Raw genomic sequence first — 16,556 nt, forward strand, 5'->3', positions numbered from 1 at the left:
CAGAAGTTAAGCTCTTCAGCGCCGATGGTAGTCGGGGTTTCACCCCCGCAAGAGTAGGACGCCGCCATGCACTTAAAATAAACCCAGAAGATAAAAATCTTCTGGGTTTATTTTTCGTCTAAGGACTTAATCTTAATTTTGTTACGTTTGCCTTCTTCTTGAATCATACGGTGCAATTGAATGACGACAATTCCATTGCGATAGGTCGCCTGCATGCGATCTCCACGAACAGGGTAAGGGAGTTCTACTTTCCTTTCAAACGTCCCCTGGAGGATTTCTTCTTGTATACATTGTTTTTGTGAGGATTGAAGAGAGATGATTCCTTTGATTTCTAAGATGGAGTAATCAACGAAGATATCTAAATCATCCAGGTTCTCAAGGCCAGGTACGTTAACGAGTAAGAGCAGCTCATTATCAGATTTGTACATATTAATTTGAGGAATCGTTGGTTTCAGAATACCGTCAAATTCACCCCAGAAATCTTCCCCGAAGAATCGATCCATGTTCTGACGCCAATTGTTCATATTTTGAAATGGGTCCATCCTAACTCACTCCTTTTGGATATACTAATTATAATTTGAGTCTTTCTCCTTATTTTTTTCGATTTATTCTTAAGAAGAATGTAGAAATTAATTGAGAATCAATAATGGATTGCGCTATAGTGTATGCATAAGCTGTAAAGTGGGTGAATGTCCCGTTTTTGGGGAATAAATCTATATTACGTTTAAAGAGGGGAGTCGGTTTTGTTTTTATGGAAAATTTATTAGAGAATAGCTGGGCCATGGTGTTGATTATTTTAGTGGTTAACATTGTGTATGTATCGTTTTTAACCATTCGAACGATCTTTACGTTAAAAGGTCAACGTTATTGGGCAGCCTTTATTAGTGTTTTTGAAATTACGGTGTACATTGTAGGTCTTGGTCTCGTATTGGATAACCTCGATCAAATCCAAAATGTTGTTGCCTATGCGCTAGGCTTCGGTTTAGGGGTTATTGTGGGGATGAAAATTGAAGAGAAACTGGCTCTTGGTTATATAACTGTAAACGTAATTTCCTCTAATCCTGATATCGAATTTACAAAGCAGCTAAGAGATAAAGGATACGGGGTAACAAGCTGGTTTGCATATGGTATGGAAGGTGACCGTTTGGCGATGCAAATCCTTACACCAAGAAAATATGAACTATCCTTATATGAAACCATCAAGAATATTGACTCGAAGGCTTTTATTGTAGCTTATGAACCGAAACAAATTCGAGGTGGTTTCTGGGTTAAACAAGTACGGAAAGGAAAGCTGAACAAAAATGGGTAAACAGAAAAAACGATTTATAGTTGAAGATGGGGATTCCATTGATTCTGTTCTCGATACGATGAAAGAAGAAGGATATATGCCTATTCGGAGAGTCGAAGAACCGATCTTTCAAGAACGCGTTGAAAATGGGGAGAAGAAAGTTGAGCCGATAGGAAGTAAAATTATCTTTGATGCCGTAAAGACGAACTGATACGAACAATATAATAATAAACAAATAAAACGTTCGGAAAACGTTGCTTTTTCCCGCTACAATTGGTACTATACCAGTAGACAGTCATGCTTTGTCCATAACTTGGACAAGCTTCGAACGTGACAAGTGAGCCTATTATCTTTACCTATAGATAATAGGCGCTTTTATTTAACGGGAGGATGATGATAGTGATAGAACGTTATACACGACCTGAGATGGGTGCAATTTGGACAGATGAGAATAAATATAAGGCCTGGTTAGAAGTTGAACTGTTGGCGTGTGAAGCTTGGAGTGAATTAGGATACATACCAGCGGAAGATGTGAAAAAACTCCGACAGCATGCTTCTTTTGACATTAACCGCATTTTAGAAATTGAGCAGGAAACTCGTCACGATGTTGTAGCTTTCACACGTGCTGTATCCGAAACCCTTGGAGAAGAGCGTAAATGGGTTCACTATGGTTTGACCTCTACGGATGTTGTTGATACAGCTTTATCTTATCTATTGAAGCAAGCCAACGAACTCATCCGTCGGGATCTTCAGAATTTCATTGATATTCTAGCTGACAAAGCGAAAGAACATAAATATACGGTCATGATGGGGCGTACCCACGGCGTCCATGCAGAACCAACTACATTTGGGTTAAAGCTTGCATTATGGTATGAAGAAATGAGACGAAATTTAGAGCGCTTTGAAATGGCAGCTCATAATATTGAATTTGGGAAGCTATCAGGGGCTGTTGGGACCTATGCCAATATTGATCCATTTGTTGAGGAATACGTGTGTAAGGAGCTCGGATTAACGCCTGCGCCTGTCTCAACGCAAACCTTACAAAGGGATCGTCATGCCCACTACCTATCAACTCTTTCGTTAATTGCGACTTCTATTGAGAAGTTTGCTGTAGAAATTCGTGGTTTACAAAAGTCAGAAACCAGAGAAGTGGAAGAATTCTTTGCTAAAGGTCAGAAGGGATCTTCAGCCATGCCTCACAAACGCAATCCGATAGGTTCTGAGAATATGACAGGACTTGCTAGGGTTATCAGAGGGCATATGGTTACAGCTTATGAGAACGTTCCTCTATGGCATGAAAGAGATATCTCTCATTCTTCTGCCGAACGGATCATCTTACCTGATTCTACAATTGCTTTAAACTATATGTTGAATCGCTTTGGTAAGATTGTGAAGAATTTAACCGTCTATGAAGATAATATGAAGAAGAATATGGACAAGACGTACGGATTAATCTTCTCGCAGCGTGTCTTGTTATCCCTTATTGATACAGGTATGTCGAGAGAGGACGCTTATGATCTTGTGCAGCCAAAAGCGATGGATGCATGGGAAAGAGGGGTTCAGTTCCGTGAACTTGTTGAAGGAGACGAGCGGATAACGAATGCTTTAAGTGAGGAACAGCTTGATGGATGCTTTGATGCGACTTATCATTTGAAGAATGTTGATCACGTATTTGAGCGTATCGGATTGAGCTAAACGAATCACAAGTAGATAGAAAAGAGCACACAAAAAAGCTATGGCTTAGGCCATAGCTTTTTTATTATTTATTCTTCTTTATATTGGCTGCTTTGGCATCCTGATTAAGTGCGATGAGTAAGGACCAGCACATAAACAGGAGTATAAAGGCGAACGGGAAGGCGGATACGATTGCGGCGGTTTGTAGCGCATTTAGGCCTCCTGCACCTAGTAGTACTGCTGCCGTAGCTGCTTGAATGACACCCCAGCTTAACTTGACTACGTTAGGTGGGTTTAAGCTACCATTTGTCGTTTGCATTCCAAGAACGAAAGTAGCAGAGTCAGCAGACGTGATAAAGAATGTACTGATTAGTAAAATACCAATAATCGTTAAGATGATCCCCATTGGTAAACCTTCAAATGTACCAAATAGAGCTTGTTCGGTTGGTAAGTCGATTAGACTTGTGTTTCCATCTAATGCTTGTTTAAGGCTTGTTCCACCGAATACAGCGAACCAAAATGCACTGAAGATACTTGGTCCAAGTAATACACCCATGATAAATTCACGGATTGTACGTCCTTTTGATACGCGGGCAATAAATGTACCTACGAATGGAGACCAGGAGATAAACCAAGCCCAGTAGAAGACGGTCCAACCTTGGATCCAGTCGTTCTGATCAGAACTGAGTGGTGCCATTTGGAAGGTCATCATTGGTAGGTTCTGAATATAAGAACCTAATGTTGTTGTGAATGTATTCATAATGAATACGGTAGGTCCTAATATAAGCGTCATTGCAATAAGACCAATTGCTAAGACAATGTTCGTGTTACTTAAGTATTTAATACCTTTACTTAAGCCACTCCAAGCTGAAATCATAAAGAGAACAGTTACGATCGCAATGATCACAAACTGAGTTAATTTGTTGTTTTCAATTGGTGTAATGTAAGCAAGTCCACCTGCGATTTGCGTTGCGCCAAGTCCAAGGGATGTTGCAACACCGAAAATTGTTGCAAATACAGCGATAACATCAATGACTGTACCAAGTGCGCCTTTTGTAGCTTTTTCGCCTAATAGTGGTTCGAATGTGGCACTGATGACACCTGGTGCTTTACGACGGAATTTGAAATAACCGATCGCAAGCGCTATGACTGTATAGATGGCCCATACGTGGAAGCCCCAGTGGAAGAATGCGTAACGAAGAGCTTTCTTAGCTGCTTCTGTTGTTTCTGCATCTCCTGTAGGTGGGGTTGCAAAGTGTGCTAATGGTTCAGCTGACCCCCAGAATACAAGGCCGATTCCCATACCAGCACTGAATAACATAGCGAACCATGTAATCGTATTATATTCTGGCTTTTCATTTGGTTGTCCTAATTTAAGTTTTCCGTATGGACTAACCACTAAGTAAATTGAGAAGATAAGAAATATAGCTACAGTTAGTAAGTAAAACCAACCGAATTTGTCGGTAAGAAATCCTTGGATTTCGCCGGATACCGTTTCTAAGTTACCTGGTGCAATCGTTCCCCAAAGGACAAAGACGGCTGAAATAGCGAGTGATATCCAAAAAACAGGAGTTACCTTATTCATCGAATCCCCTTCCTGATACAAATGTAATAATTTGTTTAGTTTAAACTGTACATTTGGTATAAACGTTTTGTTCCGAATATAAGTGTAACATTTTTTTATGAATCGTCAATAAATAATTACTTAACTGGTATGCCATTAATAAATATTCAAATAATTGGTAAAAGGGGTAGTGGGAAGCCATCTGTATGTTAAACATACCCTCCCTCTTCGAAAGTAAACCATCTAGCAAAAATATTTAATATGATAAGATCTATTAAAAAGGAAGAAAGTAGTCAATTGTTGGCGAACAAAAATGTATATTTATTTTAAAATGTTCGTGTATTGTTGATTTATCTTATGGTTCTTGTTAGAGTATAAGTATAAAAATTACTAAAAAAGCGTACCTCATATAATCTCGGGGATAAGGCCCGTAAGTTTCTACCTGACCACCGTAAATGGTCGGACTATGAGGGAAGACTGGACACAAGTGTACCCTTTGCGATGATCGTGAATGGAACTTACATACGTGCGCCTATGATCTTCTCTCATTAGAGAGTTGTTCATAGGCGCTTTTTTAATAGGAAGAAACTTGGGGAGAACAGTGACTATTAAGCAGAGAGGAAGATTGAGATGGCTGATGTAGGTGTCGTCATGGGCAGTCTATCAGACTGGGAAACGATGAAACATGCATGTACGATGTTAGAGCAATTAGGAGTGTCTTATGAGAAAGGAATTTTATCAGCTCACCGTACTCCGGAAGATATGTTCGAATATGCGGAAGGTGCCCGTGAGAAAGGGCTTAAGGTCGTCATTGCAGGTGCAGGTGGAGCGGCACACTTACCAGGAATGGTCGCTTCTAAAACAACACTCCCTGTGATCGGAGTACCGGTTCAATCCAAGTTAGATGGTTGGGACTCTTTGCTATCCATTGTCCAAATGCCTGGTGGAATACCTGTAGCAACTGTAGCAGTCGGGGCAGCGGGGGCTAAGAATGCCGGAATCCTTGCTGCTGAAATATTGGCTGTATCAGACAGGGAACTAGCGAACCGTTTACAAGACTATCGAATGGAACTGAAAGAATCTGTTGAACAAATGAGGGGGGAACTTCATGAATCAAATCTTACCTAATTCTACGATTGGAATACTTGGTGGTGGCCAGCTTGGACGCATGATGGCTCTCTCGGCAAAGCAAATGGGGTATCGGATTGCAGTACAGGATCCCGCTGAGAATGGCCCTTGCGCTCAAATTGCTGATATCCACATTCCGTATGCTTTAGATAGTATTGAAGGAGCAGAGCGACTGGCGGAAGTAAGTGATGTGATTACGTATGAATTTGAGAATGTAGATTTATCAGTAGCCAAGTATTTAGTTGGAAAAGGAAAGCTTCCTCAAGGAACGGAAGGCTTAGAAGTCACTCAAAATCGTGAGCGGGAGAAGAAACGTCTCGATCAAATCGGTATCCCAGTGGCTCCTTATCAAGTCCTCGAACACGCGGATGAAGCACTAGGAGCCGTTAATGCGATTGGCTTTCCTTGCGTAATCAAAACGATCGAAGGAGGTTACGATGGAAAGGGGCAAATGCGGTTAGGAAGCATGAATGAGCTCACAGAGGCGCAGACGTTCATTGAAGGTGTTGGAAGCTGTGTTATAGAGAGTTGGCTGCCATTCGACCAGGAAATCTCCGTCATTATTACGAGAGGAATAGACGGAGAAACGACTGTCTTCCCTGTACCTGCTAATCACCATGAACATCATATGCTTCGTGAAAGTATAGTCCCTGCTCCGGTTTCAGAAGAGGTTTTGGAGAAGGCTGAGACCTATGCAGTGCGAATAGCCGCTAATTTAAAAGTTGTAGGAACGTTTGCGATTGAAATGTTTGTCGTTGGAGAGGACGTATTCGTGAATGAAATGGCGCCTCGTCCGCACAATACGGGTCATTATACGATTGAGGCTTGTAATGTCTCTCAGTTTGACCAACATATTCGAGCCATTTGTGGGCTGCCTTTAATGAAGGTAGACACCCCTTATGCGGCAGTGATGAGGAATATTATTGGTGAGGAAGCAGAAGCGTATAGCATGAATCCGTACCGGTTTATGGATTGCCATGTTCACTTATACGGTAAAGATCTTATCAAGCCGATGAGGAAGATGGGGCATGTGACGGCATTAGGTAAAACGGTAGAAGAGGCACGAGCGAAAATCGATCAAGACCAAGTTGTTTCTGGTCAATAGGGGGTAGCGACATGAAAGGTTCCTTACTATATGAAGGAAAAGCGAAGAAAGTATATTCGTTAGTTGGTGAAGAGTACGAATTAATTCTTGAGTATAAAGATGAAGCAACAGCGTTTAATGGAAAGAAGCATCAGACATTTCGAGGAAAAGGTCGCCTTAACAATTTAATTTCAGCCCATGTTTTTTCCTATTTGAAATTAGCTGGAATTCCTACGCACTTCATTCAGACCCTTTCGGATACAGAACAACTTGTAAAGCAATCTCAGATTATCCCTCTCGAAGTTGTTGTGCGGAATGTAGCGGCAGGGAGCATGACTCGTCGTCTTGGCTTAGAAGAGGGGACTGTACTGCCTCAGCCTGTTGTTGAATTCTATTACAAGAGTGATGAACTGGATGATCCCTTCTTAAATGATGAACATGCTCGCCTGCTGGCAAAAGTAGACCAGAGTGATTTAGAGAAGATTAAAGCGTCTGCACTTAAAATTAACCGCCATCTACAGGTGATGTTCTCAGAAATTGAGCTTCGGTTGATTGATTTCAAATTAGAATTTGGACGTCTGTACGATGGCTCCATCGTATTGTCGGATGAGATTTCCCCTGATACATGTCGTTTATGGGATCAGGATACGAATCGGAAGATGGATAAAGATGTGTTCCGCAATGATATAGAAGATCTTGTAGAAATCTATGAGATTATTTTAAAACGGCTGGAGGCGATTGTTCATGTATAAGGTATATGTTTACGTAACGTTGAAAGAAGGAGTGCTTGATCCTCAAGGAACAGCGATACAAGAGTCTATGCATTCATTAGCTTACGATGAAGTAGAACGAGTGCGGGTAGGAAAGTACTTTGAACTGACGATCGAAAACACTGAAGATGTGAATCAGCGTGTCAACGAACTGTGTGACAAGTTGCTTGCCAATCCTGTTATTGAAGAATATCGCTATACCATTGAGGAGGTCGTTCCAAATTGAAGTTCGCTGTGATCGTATTCCCAGGTTCAAACTGTGATCGAGATATGTTTGAAGCGATACACACCCATGTACAAGAAGAGGTAGAGATGGTGCCTTCTTCTGCTACAGACTTGTCAGGCTATGATGCTATTCTTCTACCAGGTGGTTTCTCGCACGGAGATTATTTGCGTTCAGGAGCCATGGCGAGTGTCGCACCAGTGCTTCAGGCGGTTAAAGAAGAGGCGGGGAAAGGGAAGCTTATTCTTGGGGTATGCAACGGATTTCAGATTCTTTTAGAGGCTGGACTTCTTCCTGGTGCAATGCTTCCGAACCGGAATCTTTCATTTATCTGTAAGACAGACCGCGTGCGCGTTGTGAACCAGAAAACGGCTTTTACGAATTTATATCATGAAGAACAAATGTTGAATCTTCCTATCGCACACGGTGAGGGAAACTACTATTGCGATGAAGTTACTTATCAGAATCTCGTTATGCACAATCAAATTCTATTTACTTATGAAAAGAATCCAAACGGTTCTGTTAATGATATAGCTGGTATTTGTAATGAAGAAGGAAATGTACTGGGAATGATGCCACATCCTGAACGTGCAGTAGAATCCTTGCTAGGTTCAGAAGATGGGTTGAAGTTATTTCAGTCAATGGTAGCAAATTGGAGGGGATCTCATGTACAACACGCTTGAATTAAGCCCGTCACGCATTGAAGAAGAGCAACTATATAAAGAAATGGGACTGAGTGATTCGGAGTTCGCTTTGATGAAAGAGGTACTTGGCCGTGTTCCTAACTACACAGAAACGGGTCTTTTCTCTGTTATGTGGTCAGAGCACTGTAGCTATAAGAATTCAAAGCCGTTGTTAAAACATTTCCCTACCAAAGGACCTCGCGTCCTGCAAGGTCCAGGTGAAGGGGCGGGCGTTGTTGATATTGGTGACGGCCAGGCGGTTGTTTTTAAAATGGAAAGTCACAACCACCCTTCTGCCATTGAACCTTATCAAGGAGCTGCTACCGGTGTAGGGGGCATTCTGCGAGATGTGTTCTCTATGGGAGCCCGTCCTATCGCTTTACTGAACTCTCTTCGCTTTGGAGAATTGAGTTCTGAACGAATGAACTATTTGTTCAAAGAAGTCGTTCATGGCATAGCAGGATATGGGAACTGTGTCGGTGTGCCGACTGTTGGTGGAGAGATCCAGTTCGACCGTTGTTACGAAGGGAATCCCCTAGTTAATGCGATGTGTGTCGGATTAATTGATCAAAAAGATCTTCAGAAAGGGATTGCGGCTGGAGTTGGCAATACGGTTATGTACGTCGGGGCGCCGACGGGGCGTGATGGAATTCACGGAGCTACATTTGCTTCAGAGGAACTCTCAGATGCGTCGGCTAGCAAACGTCCTTCTGTTCAAGTGGGAGATCCCTTCATGGAGAAGCTCCTGATTGAAGCTTGTCTCGATGTCATCCACTGTGATGCTCTTGTAGGTATTCAGGATATGGGGGCGGCCGGACTCACTTCATCAGCTAGTGAAATGGCTAGTAAAGCAGGAACAGGCATTCACATGAATCTAGATCACGTTCCGCAACGTGAGGAGAATATGACAGCTTATGAAATGATGCTTTCTGAATCCCAGGAGCGAATGCTTCTTGTCGTGGAAAAAGGGCGCGAAGACGAGATTACTGAGGTCTTTGAACCATACGGATTGCATGCAAGTGTCATTGGTGAAGTGATTGAAGAAAGGGTGCTCAGATTAGAGCATGATGGCAAGATCGTAGCGGATGTGCCTGTTGATGCACTAGCTGAAGAAGCGCCTGTTTATGAACAAGAGGAACAAGAACCTGCGTATATCGAAGAATACAAGCAGATTATGTATCGCCCTGAAGTGGAGAACATGGAAGAAACGCTTGTAACGTTACTAAAGCAATCTACCATTGCAAGTAAAGAGTGGGTGTATGAACAATACGACCATATGGTGCAAACGAATACTGTGGTAGCTCCAGGTTCTGATGCTGCTGTTGTAAGGGTGAAAGGTACGAATAAGGCATTAGCGATGACCACGGACTGTAACTCTCGCTATCTTCATCTTAACCCTTATCAAGGTGGGCAAATTGCAGTAGCAGAAGCCGCTCGGAATATCATCTGTTCCGGAGGCAGGCCGCTCGCTCTGACAGATTGTTTAAATTTTGGAAGTCCTGAAGTACCAGAAACGTATTGGAAGATGAAGCAAGCGGTGCTTGGGATGAGTGAAGCATGTACGACTCTCTCGACTCCTGTAATTAGTGGAAATGTTTCGTTATACAACGAATCAAAGGGCATATCCGTTTATCCGACTCCCGTGGTGGGGATGGTCGGCTTAATTGAAGACCTTTCTCACATTACGCGCCAAAGTTTTCAAGAGCGCGGAGATCTGATCTACGTTGTGGGTGAAGCCTTACCTGAATTCAGCGGTAGTGAATTACAGAAGGTGCTTGAGGGCAATTATTTTGGTCCTTGCCCTCATCTTAACCTGGAGGTGGAAAAGCGGAGACAAGAGCAAGTGCTTTCGGCGATTCAAAAAGGATTCGTCCGTTCCGCCCATGACCTCTCAGAGGGAGGCTTAGGTGTAGCGCTTGCCGAGTCATTATTTGAACACGATCTTGGTTGTGACATTTCGATTGAAGGAGATCCGCTTACAGAACTGTTCAGCGAAACCCAGTCTCGCTACGTTCTCTCTGTTCCTGGCCAGTACCAGGAAGCATTCGAAGCGACAGTCAGCGATGCTTCTTATCTCGGTGTCGTCACCGATCATCAGCATTATTGTGTGAAACATGAAGGAGAAGATGTCATCTCTCTCTTCACGCCTGATCTTAAAAGAAATTGGAAGGAGGCTATTCCGTGCCAGCTGAAATCAAAGGGTTAAACGAAGAATGTGGAGTATTCGGTGTATGGGGGCATGAAGATGCGGCTCACCTAACCTATTATGGTCTTCACAGCCTTCAACATCGGGGCCAAGAGGGCGCCGGGATTATTGCGACAGATGGAGAGCAGCTCCGCTTAGAGAAAGGGCTTGGTCTGATTACTGAAGTGTTTCAGGAGAAGCAGTTCGACCGACTCGAAGGACATGGGGCGATTGGTCATGTTCGATATGCGACCCAAGGAGGAGGCGGGTACGAGAATGTTCAGCCTCTTGTCTTCCGCTCACAAACGGGAAGCCTTGCCTTAGCGCACAATGGAAATCTTGTGAACGCTCATGCGTTAAAGCATCAGCTTGAGGCCCAGGGGAGTATTCTGCAAACAACATCGGATACTGAGGTGGTGGCTCACCTTATAAAGAGAAGCGGCTATTTACCAATCAAAGAGCGCATCATGCAGGCACTTGCGATGTTAAAGGGAGCCTATGCTTTCGTCATGATGACAGAAGAGCAGCTGTTTGTTGCTTTAGATCCAAAAGGGTTACGCCCTCTGTCGATTGGGAAACTAGGAGATGCTTATATTGTCTCTTCTGAAACGTGTGCACTTGATGTAGTCGGAGCAGAGTATATCAGGGAAGTGGAGCCTGGTGAATTGGTTACAATTGATGAGGAAGGACTTCATTCTGATCGCTTCTCAGAACCTCTTAAACGAACGCTTTGTTCTATGGAATATGTCTACTTCTCTCGTCCCGATAGTAATTTAGACGGCGTAAATGTCCACTCGGCAAGAAAACGTATGGGGAAAGAACTGGCCAAAGAGGCTTTCGTGGATGCTGATGTTGTGACAGGAGTGCCGGATTCAAGTATCTCAGCAGCAATTGGGTTTGCAGAGCAATCTGGTATTCCTTACGAATTAGGTCTGATAAAGAATCGTTATGTTGGTCGGACATTTATCCAGCCCTCACAAGAGCTTAGAGAACAAGGGGTCAAGATGAAGTTATCTCCTGTTCGCGGCATTGTAGAAGGGAAACGCGTAGTGATGGTGGATGATTCGATTGTAAGGGGAACAACGAGCCGGCGTATTATTCAAATGCTGAAAGATGCGGGAGCGAAAGAAGTACACGTACGAATTGGCGCACCTCCTCTTAAGAACCCTTGCTACTATGGAATTGATACGTCAACAAAAGCAGAATTAATCGCCGGACATCATGGCGTTGAGGAGATCCGTGAGATGATTGGAGCGGATAGTCTTGCCTTTTTATCTGTTGAAGGACTGCAGGACGCGATTGGATTGCCTGAGGATACCTTGCGTCACGGCCAGTGCCAGGCGTGCTTTACGGGCAACTATCCTACAGAAATTTTCCCAAATACGGTTCATCCATATGAGAAAGTATAACGAGGTGATGACATGAGAGAGTTATACAAAGAAGCTGGCGTTAATGTGGAAGCAGGCTATGAAGCGGTAGAAGGGATCAAGAAGCATGTTGATCGTACAAAACGTCCTGGTGTGATGGGGAGCTTAGGTGGTTTTGGAGGCCTGTTTGATCTAGCAAAAACCTCTTATCAAAATCCTGTTCTTGTTTCAGGTACAGATGGTGTTGGAACGAAGCTGAAACTAGCGATAGATTTAGATCAGCATGATACGATAGGGATAGACGCGGTGGCAATGTGTGTAAACGATATCCTCGTCCAAGGGGCTGAACCACTATTCTTTTTAGATTATATTGCCTGCGGCCGAAATGTTCCCGCGCGAATTGAGGCCATTGTGAAGGGGATTGCCGATGGTTGTGAACAAGCCGGTTGTGCGCTTATTGGTGGAGAGACAGCGGAGATGCCAGGGATGTATAACGATGAAGATTATGATGTAGCAGGGTTTGTAGTTGGGGCTGTCGAGAAGGATGAGCTCATTACAGGAGAAGCCATTCAAGAGGGAGACCAAATCATCGGACTTTCTTCAAGTGGCATTCATTCGAATGGATATTCTCTTGTTAGGAAGTGGATCGAAGCCTATGACCTGAACCTATCCCACGATTATGATCTCTTTCCCGTGTCGTTAGGAGACACGCTTCTTACGCCGACAAAGATCTATGCGCAAGCTGTTCAATCGATAAAAGGAAAAGTTGCCATTCAAGGCATGGCTCATATTACGGGTGGCGGATTTGAGGAGAACATTCCGAGGATGTTACCGGACGGCTTAGGGGTTACAATTCAAAGGAATTCGTGGGCGATTCCACCTATTTATGATTTTCTGATGGAAAGGTCCTCTGTTTCCTCTAAAGAGATGTACAGTATCTTCAACATGGGCATTGGCATGGCTATTGTGGTTCGCGAATCCGATGTGGAAATGGCGCTTAGTCTCTTAGAAGAAGCTTTGGAAGAGGCTTGGGTAATCGGAAGCGTCACAGGTACAGAAGGAGTGGCTTACGAATGAACAGTGCTCCTGTTTCAATTGCTGTATTTGCTTCTGGGAGCGGTTCGAACTTTGAAACGCTTGTTCAAAAGGCCCGAGAAGATGAGGTCTACCATGTGGAGCTGTTAGTCTGCGATCAACCTGAAGCTTCTGTTGTGGATAAAGCGAAGCGACTCGGTATAGAGGTTTTCGCATTTCGGGCGAAAGATTATCCTAATAAAGCAACGTTTGAAGCTGCTATTCTGCAGAAACTTCATGCCAAATCCATCAAGTGGTGCGTGCTAGCCGGGTATATGAGGCTGGTAGGACCGACACTCTTAAAAGCGTATGAGGGGAAAATCTTAAACATTCATCCCTCGTTGCTTCCTGCCTTTCCGGGTAAGGATGCCATCGGGCAAGCTCTTGAGGCGAATGTGCGGGTAACAGGAGTTACTGTACACTTCGTCGATGAAGGAATGGATACAGGACCGATTGTGGAACAAGCACCGGTAAAGGTAGAAGGAGACCGAGCGAATCTTCAACGAGCGATTCAACAGGTGGAACACGAGTTGTATCCGGCCGTCGTCAAACAATGTATTAAAGGGGAGAAAGCAACATGGCAGAGAAAAAGCGTGCATTACTAAGTGTTTCAAATAAAGAGGGAATTGTTGAGTTCGCAACTCAACTCGAATCGATTGGCTATGAACTTGTATCGACAGGCGGCACAAAGCGTGCGCTAGAAGAAGCGGGGCTTTCTGTTCGATCTATATCGGAAATCACTGATTTCCCTGAAATAATGGATGGAAGAGTTAAAACCCTTCATCCAAACGTCCATGCGGGTCTCCTGGCGAAGCGGGATCAAAAAGAGCATCTTGAACAGCTGGACGAATTACATATTGAATTAATTGATCTTGTAGTCGTAAACCTTTATCCCTTCAAAGAAACGATATCGAAAGAACAGATCACAGAAGAAGAGGCCATTGAGAATATCGATATCGGCGGACCTACAATGCTACGCGCTGCGGCAAAGAACTTCGAAGGTGTGACGGTTATTGTGGATCCGAACGACTATGTGGATGTCCTTACGTATTTAAAAGAAGAGACCGTTCCTTACGGGGTTCGTAAGCAATTGGCAGCCAAGGTGTTTAACCACACAGCGAGTTATGACACCTACATTGCAAACTATTTTAACAGCCTGTTAGAAGAAGACACACCAGCGCAGCAATCCAATACGTATGAGCTTGTGCAGTCGCTCCGATACGGGGAGAATCCTCACCAAAAGGCCTCTTTCTATAGAGATCCTCTTTACAAAGGAGCATCTATTGCGAACGCAACGCAATTGAATGGAAAAGAGCTTTCCTATAACAATATCCAGGATGCGAACGCAGCCCTCTCGATGGTTCTTGATTTTAACGAACCAGCAGCGATTGCAGTGAAGCATATGAATCCGTGCGGAGTAGGAGAAGGCGAGACGGTTAATGAGGCATTCGAGCGTGCCTATGAAGCAGATCCGATCTCCATTTTCGGTGGTATTATTGCGGTGAATCGAGAAGTAGACCGCGAGACCGCTCTTCGTATGAAAGAAATCTTCCTAGAAATCGTGATCGCACCTTCCTTCTCTGAAGAAGCCTTAGAAGTGCTGAAAGAGAAGAAGAACTTGCGCTTGTTAGAACTTGATCTTAGTCAAGAAAATGGTGCATCCAAACTCGTGACAAGTGTTCGTGGCGGTGTACTCGTCCAGGATACGGATGAAGGGACGCTTAATGATGTGTCTATTACAATCCCGACAGATCGCCGTCCAACCGATCAAGAATGGGAAGACTTACAGCTGGCGTGGAAAGTGGTGAAACACGTGAAATCAAACGCGATTGTCCTTGCTAAGAATCATCGTACAGTTGGTGTAGGAGCCGGCCAGATGAACCGGGTTGGGGCAGCTAACATTGCGATTGAACAAGCGGGTGACCACTGTTATGGAGCTGCTATGGGGAGTGATGCATTCTTCCCGATGCCTGATACCGTAGAAGCAGCAGCCAAAGCGGGTGTAACCGCGATTATCCAACCAGGTGGATCAAAACGCGATCAGGATTCCATTGATGCGTGTAATGAGCATGGGATTACCATGGTCTTAACAGGCATGCGTCATTTCAAACACTAATAAGGGGTGAAGTCATGAATGTATTGGTAATAGGCCAAGGTGGCAGGGAGCATAGTATTGTTCAGAAGCTTGCTCTGAGTAGCCAAGTCGAAACGATCTTCGCAGCGCCTGGGAATGGTGGGATGACAGAGGCTGAGCTTGTGTCAATCTCAGAAACTGATCATGATTCCCTGATTGCTTTTGTGAAGGAAGCTAATATCGGCTGGACGATTGTGGGACCTGAAGTTCCTTTGCTTGAAGGTGTGGTGAATTCCTTTAGGGAAGAGGGATTGAACATATTTGGACCGACAAAAGAAGCTGCCCTTATTGAAGGAAGTAAAGCCTATGCAAAAGAAGTAATGGCTGCAAATGGAATACCAACTGGTGATCACCAGGTATTCTCCTCGATGGAAGAAGCCCTGCGTTTTATAGAAAGAGCCGAATTTCCAATCGTGATTAAGGCAAATGGACTTGCTGCTGGAAAAGGCGTGGTGATCGCTCAAGATCAACAGGAAGCTGATCAAGCCATTCGTGAGATGCTAGGCGGGGAACGGTTTGGAGAAGCTGGAGAGACTATTGTAGTGGAAGAATTCTTGGAAGGTGACGAATTTTCATTGATGGCGTTTGTTCATGGAACAAACGTTTATCCTTTGCTGCCAGCTCAAGACTACAAGCGTGCTTTCGATGACGACCAAGGCCCGAACACAGGAGGAATGGGCGCCTACGCTCCCTCTGAGAATATTCCTAGAAGTGAAGTAGACCGTGCGGTTGAAACGATCTTAAAGCCAACAGCGGAAGCCTTGGACCAAGCGGGGCGTCCGTTTACTGGGATTCTGTACGCTGGTTGCATTCTTACAAACGAAGGCGCTAAAGTGATTGAGTTTAACGCCAGATTCGGGGATCCTGAAACTCAAGTGGTGCTTCCTTTGTTAGAAAATGACTTGATGCAAGTCATCGAGGACATAGCAGACGGTCGTGACCCTCAGTTAAAATGGAAGCAAGCTTCTTGTGCAGGAGTCGTTGTCGCCTCAAAAGGATATCCCGGACCTTATGAAAAAGGGCATCCTTTGCCTAGTATGGAAGAAAACGCTCGTACGTTTTCAGTTTATGCAGGGGTGAAAAAGGATCAAGATTACTTAGTCTCAGCCGGAGGTCGTGTGTTGTTCGTTGGAGCAATCGGTTCGGGAGTGGACGAGGCAATTGAAGACGTATATAGAGCCCTTCACGCTGCGCCAAATCCGAATTTCTTCTTCCGTACAGATATTGCACGTCAGCGATCTACGTCTTTTTCTTCTGAATATAAATAAACAAAATGGCCACAATACTGCCAACAATTGTAGCAATTACAAACGTCATATCGGTTAAGTATTCCATAATATTCATGATAGCTTCACTCCTTTATAAGAGGGGCTGGCCCAAGC

The 16,556-nt window shown here is 44.0% G+C and carries 17 protein-coding genes and 1 riboswitch; of the genes, 14 read left to right on the forward strand and 3 right to left on the reverse strand.

Annotated elements, in window-relative coordinates:
• Positions 1-107: 107 nt before the first annotated feature.
• Positions 108-542 carry an Hsp20/alpha crystallin family protein gene (locus LQ226_RS16445; RefSeq protein ID WP_231419059.1) on the reverse strand — a complete coding sequence of 145 codons (435 nt, stop codon included), beginning with the start codon at positions 540-542 and terminating at the stop codon, positions 108-110.
• A gap of 209 nt (positions 543-751) precedes the next feature.
• On the opposite strand from LQ226_RS16445, the gene LQ226_RS16450 reads away from it, so the two are divergent.
• The 3 genes from LQ226_RS16450 (at position 752) to purB (ending at position 2,983) form a co-directional block, all read left to right on the forward strand.
• The gene (locus LQ226_RS16450) at positions 752-1,309 is read left to right on the forward strand and encodes a DUF2179 domain-containing protein (protein WP_231419060.1); all 558 of its coding nucleotides are present in this window, start codon (positions 752-754) and stop codon (positions 1,307-1,309) included.
• Positions 1,302-1,499: an NETI motif-containing protein gene (locus LQ226_RS16455; RefSeq protein WP_231419061.1), complete on the forward strand. Its 198-nt coding sequence runs from the start codon at positions 1,302-1,304 to the stop codon at positions 1,497-1,499. Before LQ226_RS16450 ends, LQ226_RS16455 begins: the two co-directional genes overlap by 8 nt.
• Before the next feature lie 188 nt (positions 1,500-1,687).
• Positions 1,688-2,983 (forward strand): adenylosuccinate lyase, encoded by a 1,296-nt coding sequence (gene purB / locus LQ226_RS16460; RefSeq protein WP_231419368.1) that lies wholly within the window; start codon positions 1,688-1,690, stop codon positions 2,981-2,983.
• Positions 2,984-3,047: 64 nt separating this feature from the next.
• On the opposite strand, the gene LQ226_RS16465 is transcribed toward purB, so the two are convergent.
• Positions 3,048-4,547: a glycine betaine uptake BCCT transporter gene (locus tag LQ226_RS16465; protein ID WP_231419062.1), complete on the reverse strand. Its 1,500-nt coding sequence runs from the start codon at positions 4,545-4,547 to the stop codon at positions 3,048-3,050.
• Between the two features lie 364 nt (positions 4,548-4,911).
• A riboswitch (purine riboswitch) is annotated at positions 4,912-5,013 on the forward strand.
• Between the two features lie 143 nt (positions 5,014-5,156).
• Between LQ226_RS16465 and purE the strand changes: the two genes are divergently transcribed.
• The 11 genes from purE to purD are packed head-to-tail and all read left to right on the forward strand — an operon-like array spanning position 5,157 to position 16,442.
• Positions 5,157-5,654 (forward strand): 5-(carboxyamino)imidazole ribonucleotide mutase, encoded by a 498-nt coding sequence (purE, locus tag LQ226_RS16470; RefSeq protein ID WP_231419063.1) that lies wholly within the window; start codon positions 5,157-5,159, stop codon positions 5,652-5,654.
• Complete coding sequence (gene purK / locus LQ226_RS16475) at positions 5,635-6,759, forward strand: 5-(carboxyamino)imidazole ribonucleotide synthase (RefSeq protein ID WP_231419064.1); 1,125 nt, start codon at positions 5,635-5,637, stop codon at positions 6,757-6,759. Before purE ends, purK begins: the two co-directional genes overlap by 20 nt.
• An 11-nt stretch (positions 6,760-6,770) precedes the next feature.
• Positions 6,771-7,490 (forward strand): phosphoribosylaminoimidazolesuccinocarboxamide synthase, encoded by a 720-nt coding sequence (gene purC / locus LQ226_RS16480; protein ID WP_231419065.1) that lies wholly within the window; start codon positions 6,771-6,773, stop codon positions 7,488-7,490.
• Positions 7,483-7,734, forward strand: a complete 252-nt coding sequence (gene purS / locus LQ226_RS16485) for a phosphoribosylformylglycinamidine synthase subunit PurS (protein ID WP_231419066.1) — start codon at positions 7,483-7,485, stop codon at positions 7,732-7,734. The genes purC and purS overlap by 8 nt, the downstream gene beginning before the upstream one ends.
• The gene (gene purQ, locus LQ226_RS16490) at positions 7,731-8,414 is read left to right on the forward strand and encodes a phosphoribosylformylglycinamidine synthase subunit PurQ (RefSeq protein WP_231419067.1); all 684 of its coding nucleotides are present in this window, start codon (positions 7,731-7,733) and stop codon (positions 8,412-8,414) included. Before purS ends, purQ begins: the two co-directional genes overlap by 4 nt.
• Positions 8,398-10,620 (forward strand): phosphoribosylformylglycinamidine synthase subunit PurL, encoded by a 2,223-nt coding sequence (purL, locus tag LQ226_RS16495; protein ID WP_231419068.1) that lies wholly within the window; start codon positions 8,398-8,400, stop codon positions 10,618-10,620. Before purQ ends, purL begins: the two co-directional genes overlap by 17 nt.
• Positions 10,596-12,008, forward strand: a complete 1,413-nt coding sequence (purF, locus tag LQ226_RS16500; RefSeq protein ID WP_231419070.1) for an amidophosphoribosyltransferase — start codon at positions 10,596-10,598, stop codon at positions 12,006-12,008. The genes purL and purF overlap by 25 nt, the downstream gene beginning before the upstream one ends.
• Before the next feature lie 12 nt (positions 12,009-12,020).
• Positions 12,021-13,043, forward strand: a complete 1,023-nt coding sequence (gene purM, locus LQ226_RS16505) for a phosphoribosylformylglycinamidine cyclo-ligase (RefSeq protein ID WP_231419071.1) — start codon at positions 12,021-12,023, stop codon at positions 13,041-13,043.
• Positions 13,040-13,645: a phosphoribosylglycinamide formyltransferase gene (gene purN, locus LQ226_RS16510; protein WP_231419073.1), complete on the forward strand. Its 606-nt coding sequence runs from the start codon at positions 13,040-13,042 to the stop codon at positions 13,643-13,645. The genes purM and purN overlap by 4 nt, the downstream gene beginning before the upstream one ends.
• Positions 13,618-15,156, forward strand: coding sequence for a bifunctional phosphoribosylaminoimidazolecarboxamide formyltransferase/IMP cyclohydrolase (gene purH / locus LQ226_RS16515; protein WP_231419074.1), 1,539 nt, complete (start codon positions 13,618-13,620; stop codon positions 15,154-15,156). Before purN ends, purH begins: the two co-directional genes overlap by 28 nt.
• Before the next feature lie 14 nt (positions 15,157-15,170).
• Positions 15,171-16,442 (forward strand): phosphoribosylamine--glycine ligase, encoded by a 1,272-nt coding sequence (gene purD, locus LQ226_RS16520; RefSeq protein ID WP_231419076.1) that lies wholly within the window; start codon positions 15,171-15,173, stop codon positions 16,440-16,442.
• On the opposite strand, the gene LQ226_RS21210 is transcribed toward purD, so the two are convergent.
• Positions 16,414-16,518 carry an EYxxD motif small membrane protein gene (locus tag LQ226_RS21210; protein WP_354665921.1) on the reverse strand — a complete coding sequence of 35 codons (105 nt, stop codon included), beginning with the start codon at positions 16,516-16,518 and terminating at the stop codon, positions 16,414-16,416. The two genes, purD and LQ226_RS21210, sit on opposite strands and share 29 nt — an antisense overlap.
• Positions 16,519-16,556 lie beyond the last annotated feature (38 nt).

The sequence above is a fragment of the Pontibacillus sp. HN14 genome, assembly GCF_021129245.1.
Taxonomy (GTDB): domain Bacteria; phylum Bacillota; class Bacilli; order Bacillales; family BH030062; genus Pontibacillus.

Bases quoted from the DNA above. Each gene is read 5' to 3' on its own strand.
- LQ226_RS16445 (WP_231419059.1), bottom strand. From the start codon at position 542: ATGGACCCATTTCAAAATATGAACAATTGGCGTCAGAACATGGATCGA.
- LQ226_RS16450 (WP_231419060.1), top strand. From the start codon at position 752: ATGGAAAATTTATTAGAGAATAGCTGGGCCATGGTGTTGATTATTTTA.
- LQ226_RS16455 (WP_231419061.1), top strand. From the start codon at position 1,302: ATGGGTAAACAGAAAAAACGATTTATAGTTGAAGATGGGGATTCCATT.
- LQ226_RS16465 (WP_231419062.1), bottom strand. From the start codon at position 4,547: ATGAATAAGGTAACTCCTGTTTTTTGGATATCACTCGCTATTTCAGCC.
- purE (WP_231419063.1), top strand. From the start codon at position 5,157: ATGGCTGATGTAGGTGTCGTCATGGGCAGTCTATCAGACTGGGAAACG.
- purK (WP_231419064.1), top strand. From the start codon at position 5,635: ATGAATCAAATCTTACCTAATTCTACGATTGGAATACTTGGTGGTGGC.
- purC (WP_231419065.1), top strand. From the start codon at position 6,771: ATGAAAGGTTCCTTACTATATGAAGGAAAAGCGAAGAAAGTATATTCG.
- purS (WP_231419066.1), top strand. From the start codon at position 7,483: ATGTATAAGGTATATGTTTACGTAACGTTGAAAGAAGGAGTGCTTGAT.
- purL (WP_231419068.1), top strand. From the start codon at position 8,398: ATGTACAACACGCTTGAATTAAGCCCGTCACGCATTGAAGAAGAGCAA.
- purM (WP_231419071.1), top strand. From the start codon at position 12,021: ATGAGAGAGTTATACAAAGAAGCTGGCGTTAATGTGGAAGCAGGCTAT.
- purN (WP_231419073.1), top strand. From the start codon at position 13,040: ATGAACAGTGCTCCTGTTTCAATTGCTGTATTTGCTTCTGGGAGCGGT.
- purH (WP_231419074.1), top strand. From the start codon at position 13,618: ATGGCAGAGAAAAAGCGTGCATTACTAAGTGTTTCAAATAAAGAGGGA.
- purD (WP_231419076.1), top strand. From the start codon at position 15,171: ATGAATGTATTGGTAATAGGCCAAGGTGGCAGGGAGCATAGTATTGTT.
- LQ226_RS21210 (WP_354665921.1), bottom strand. From the start codon at position 16,518: ATGAATATTATGGAATACTTAACCGATATGACGTTTGTAATTGCTACA.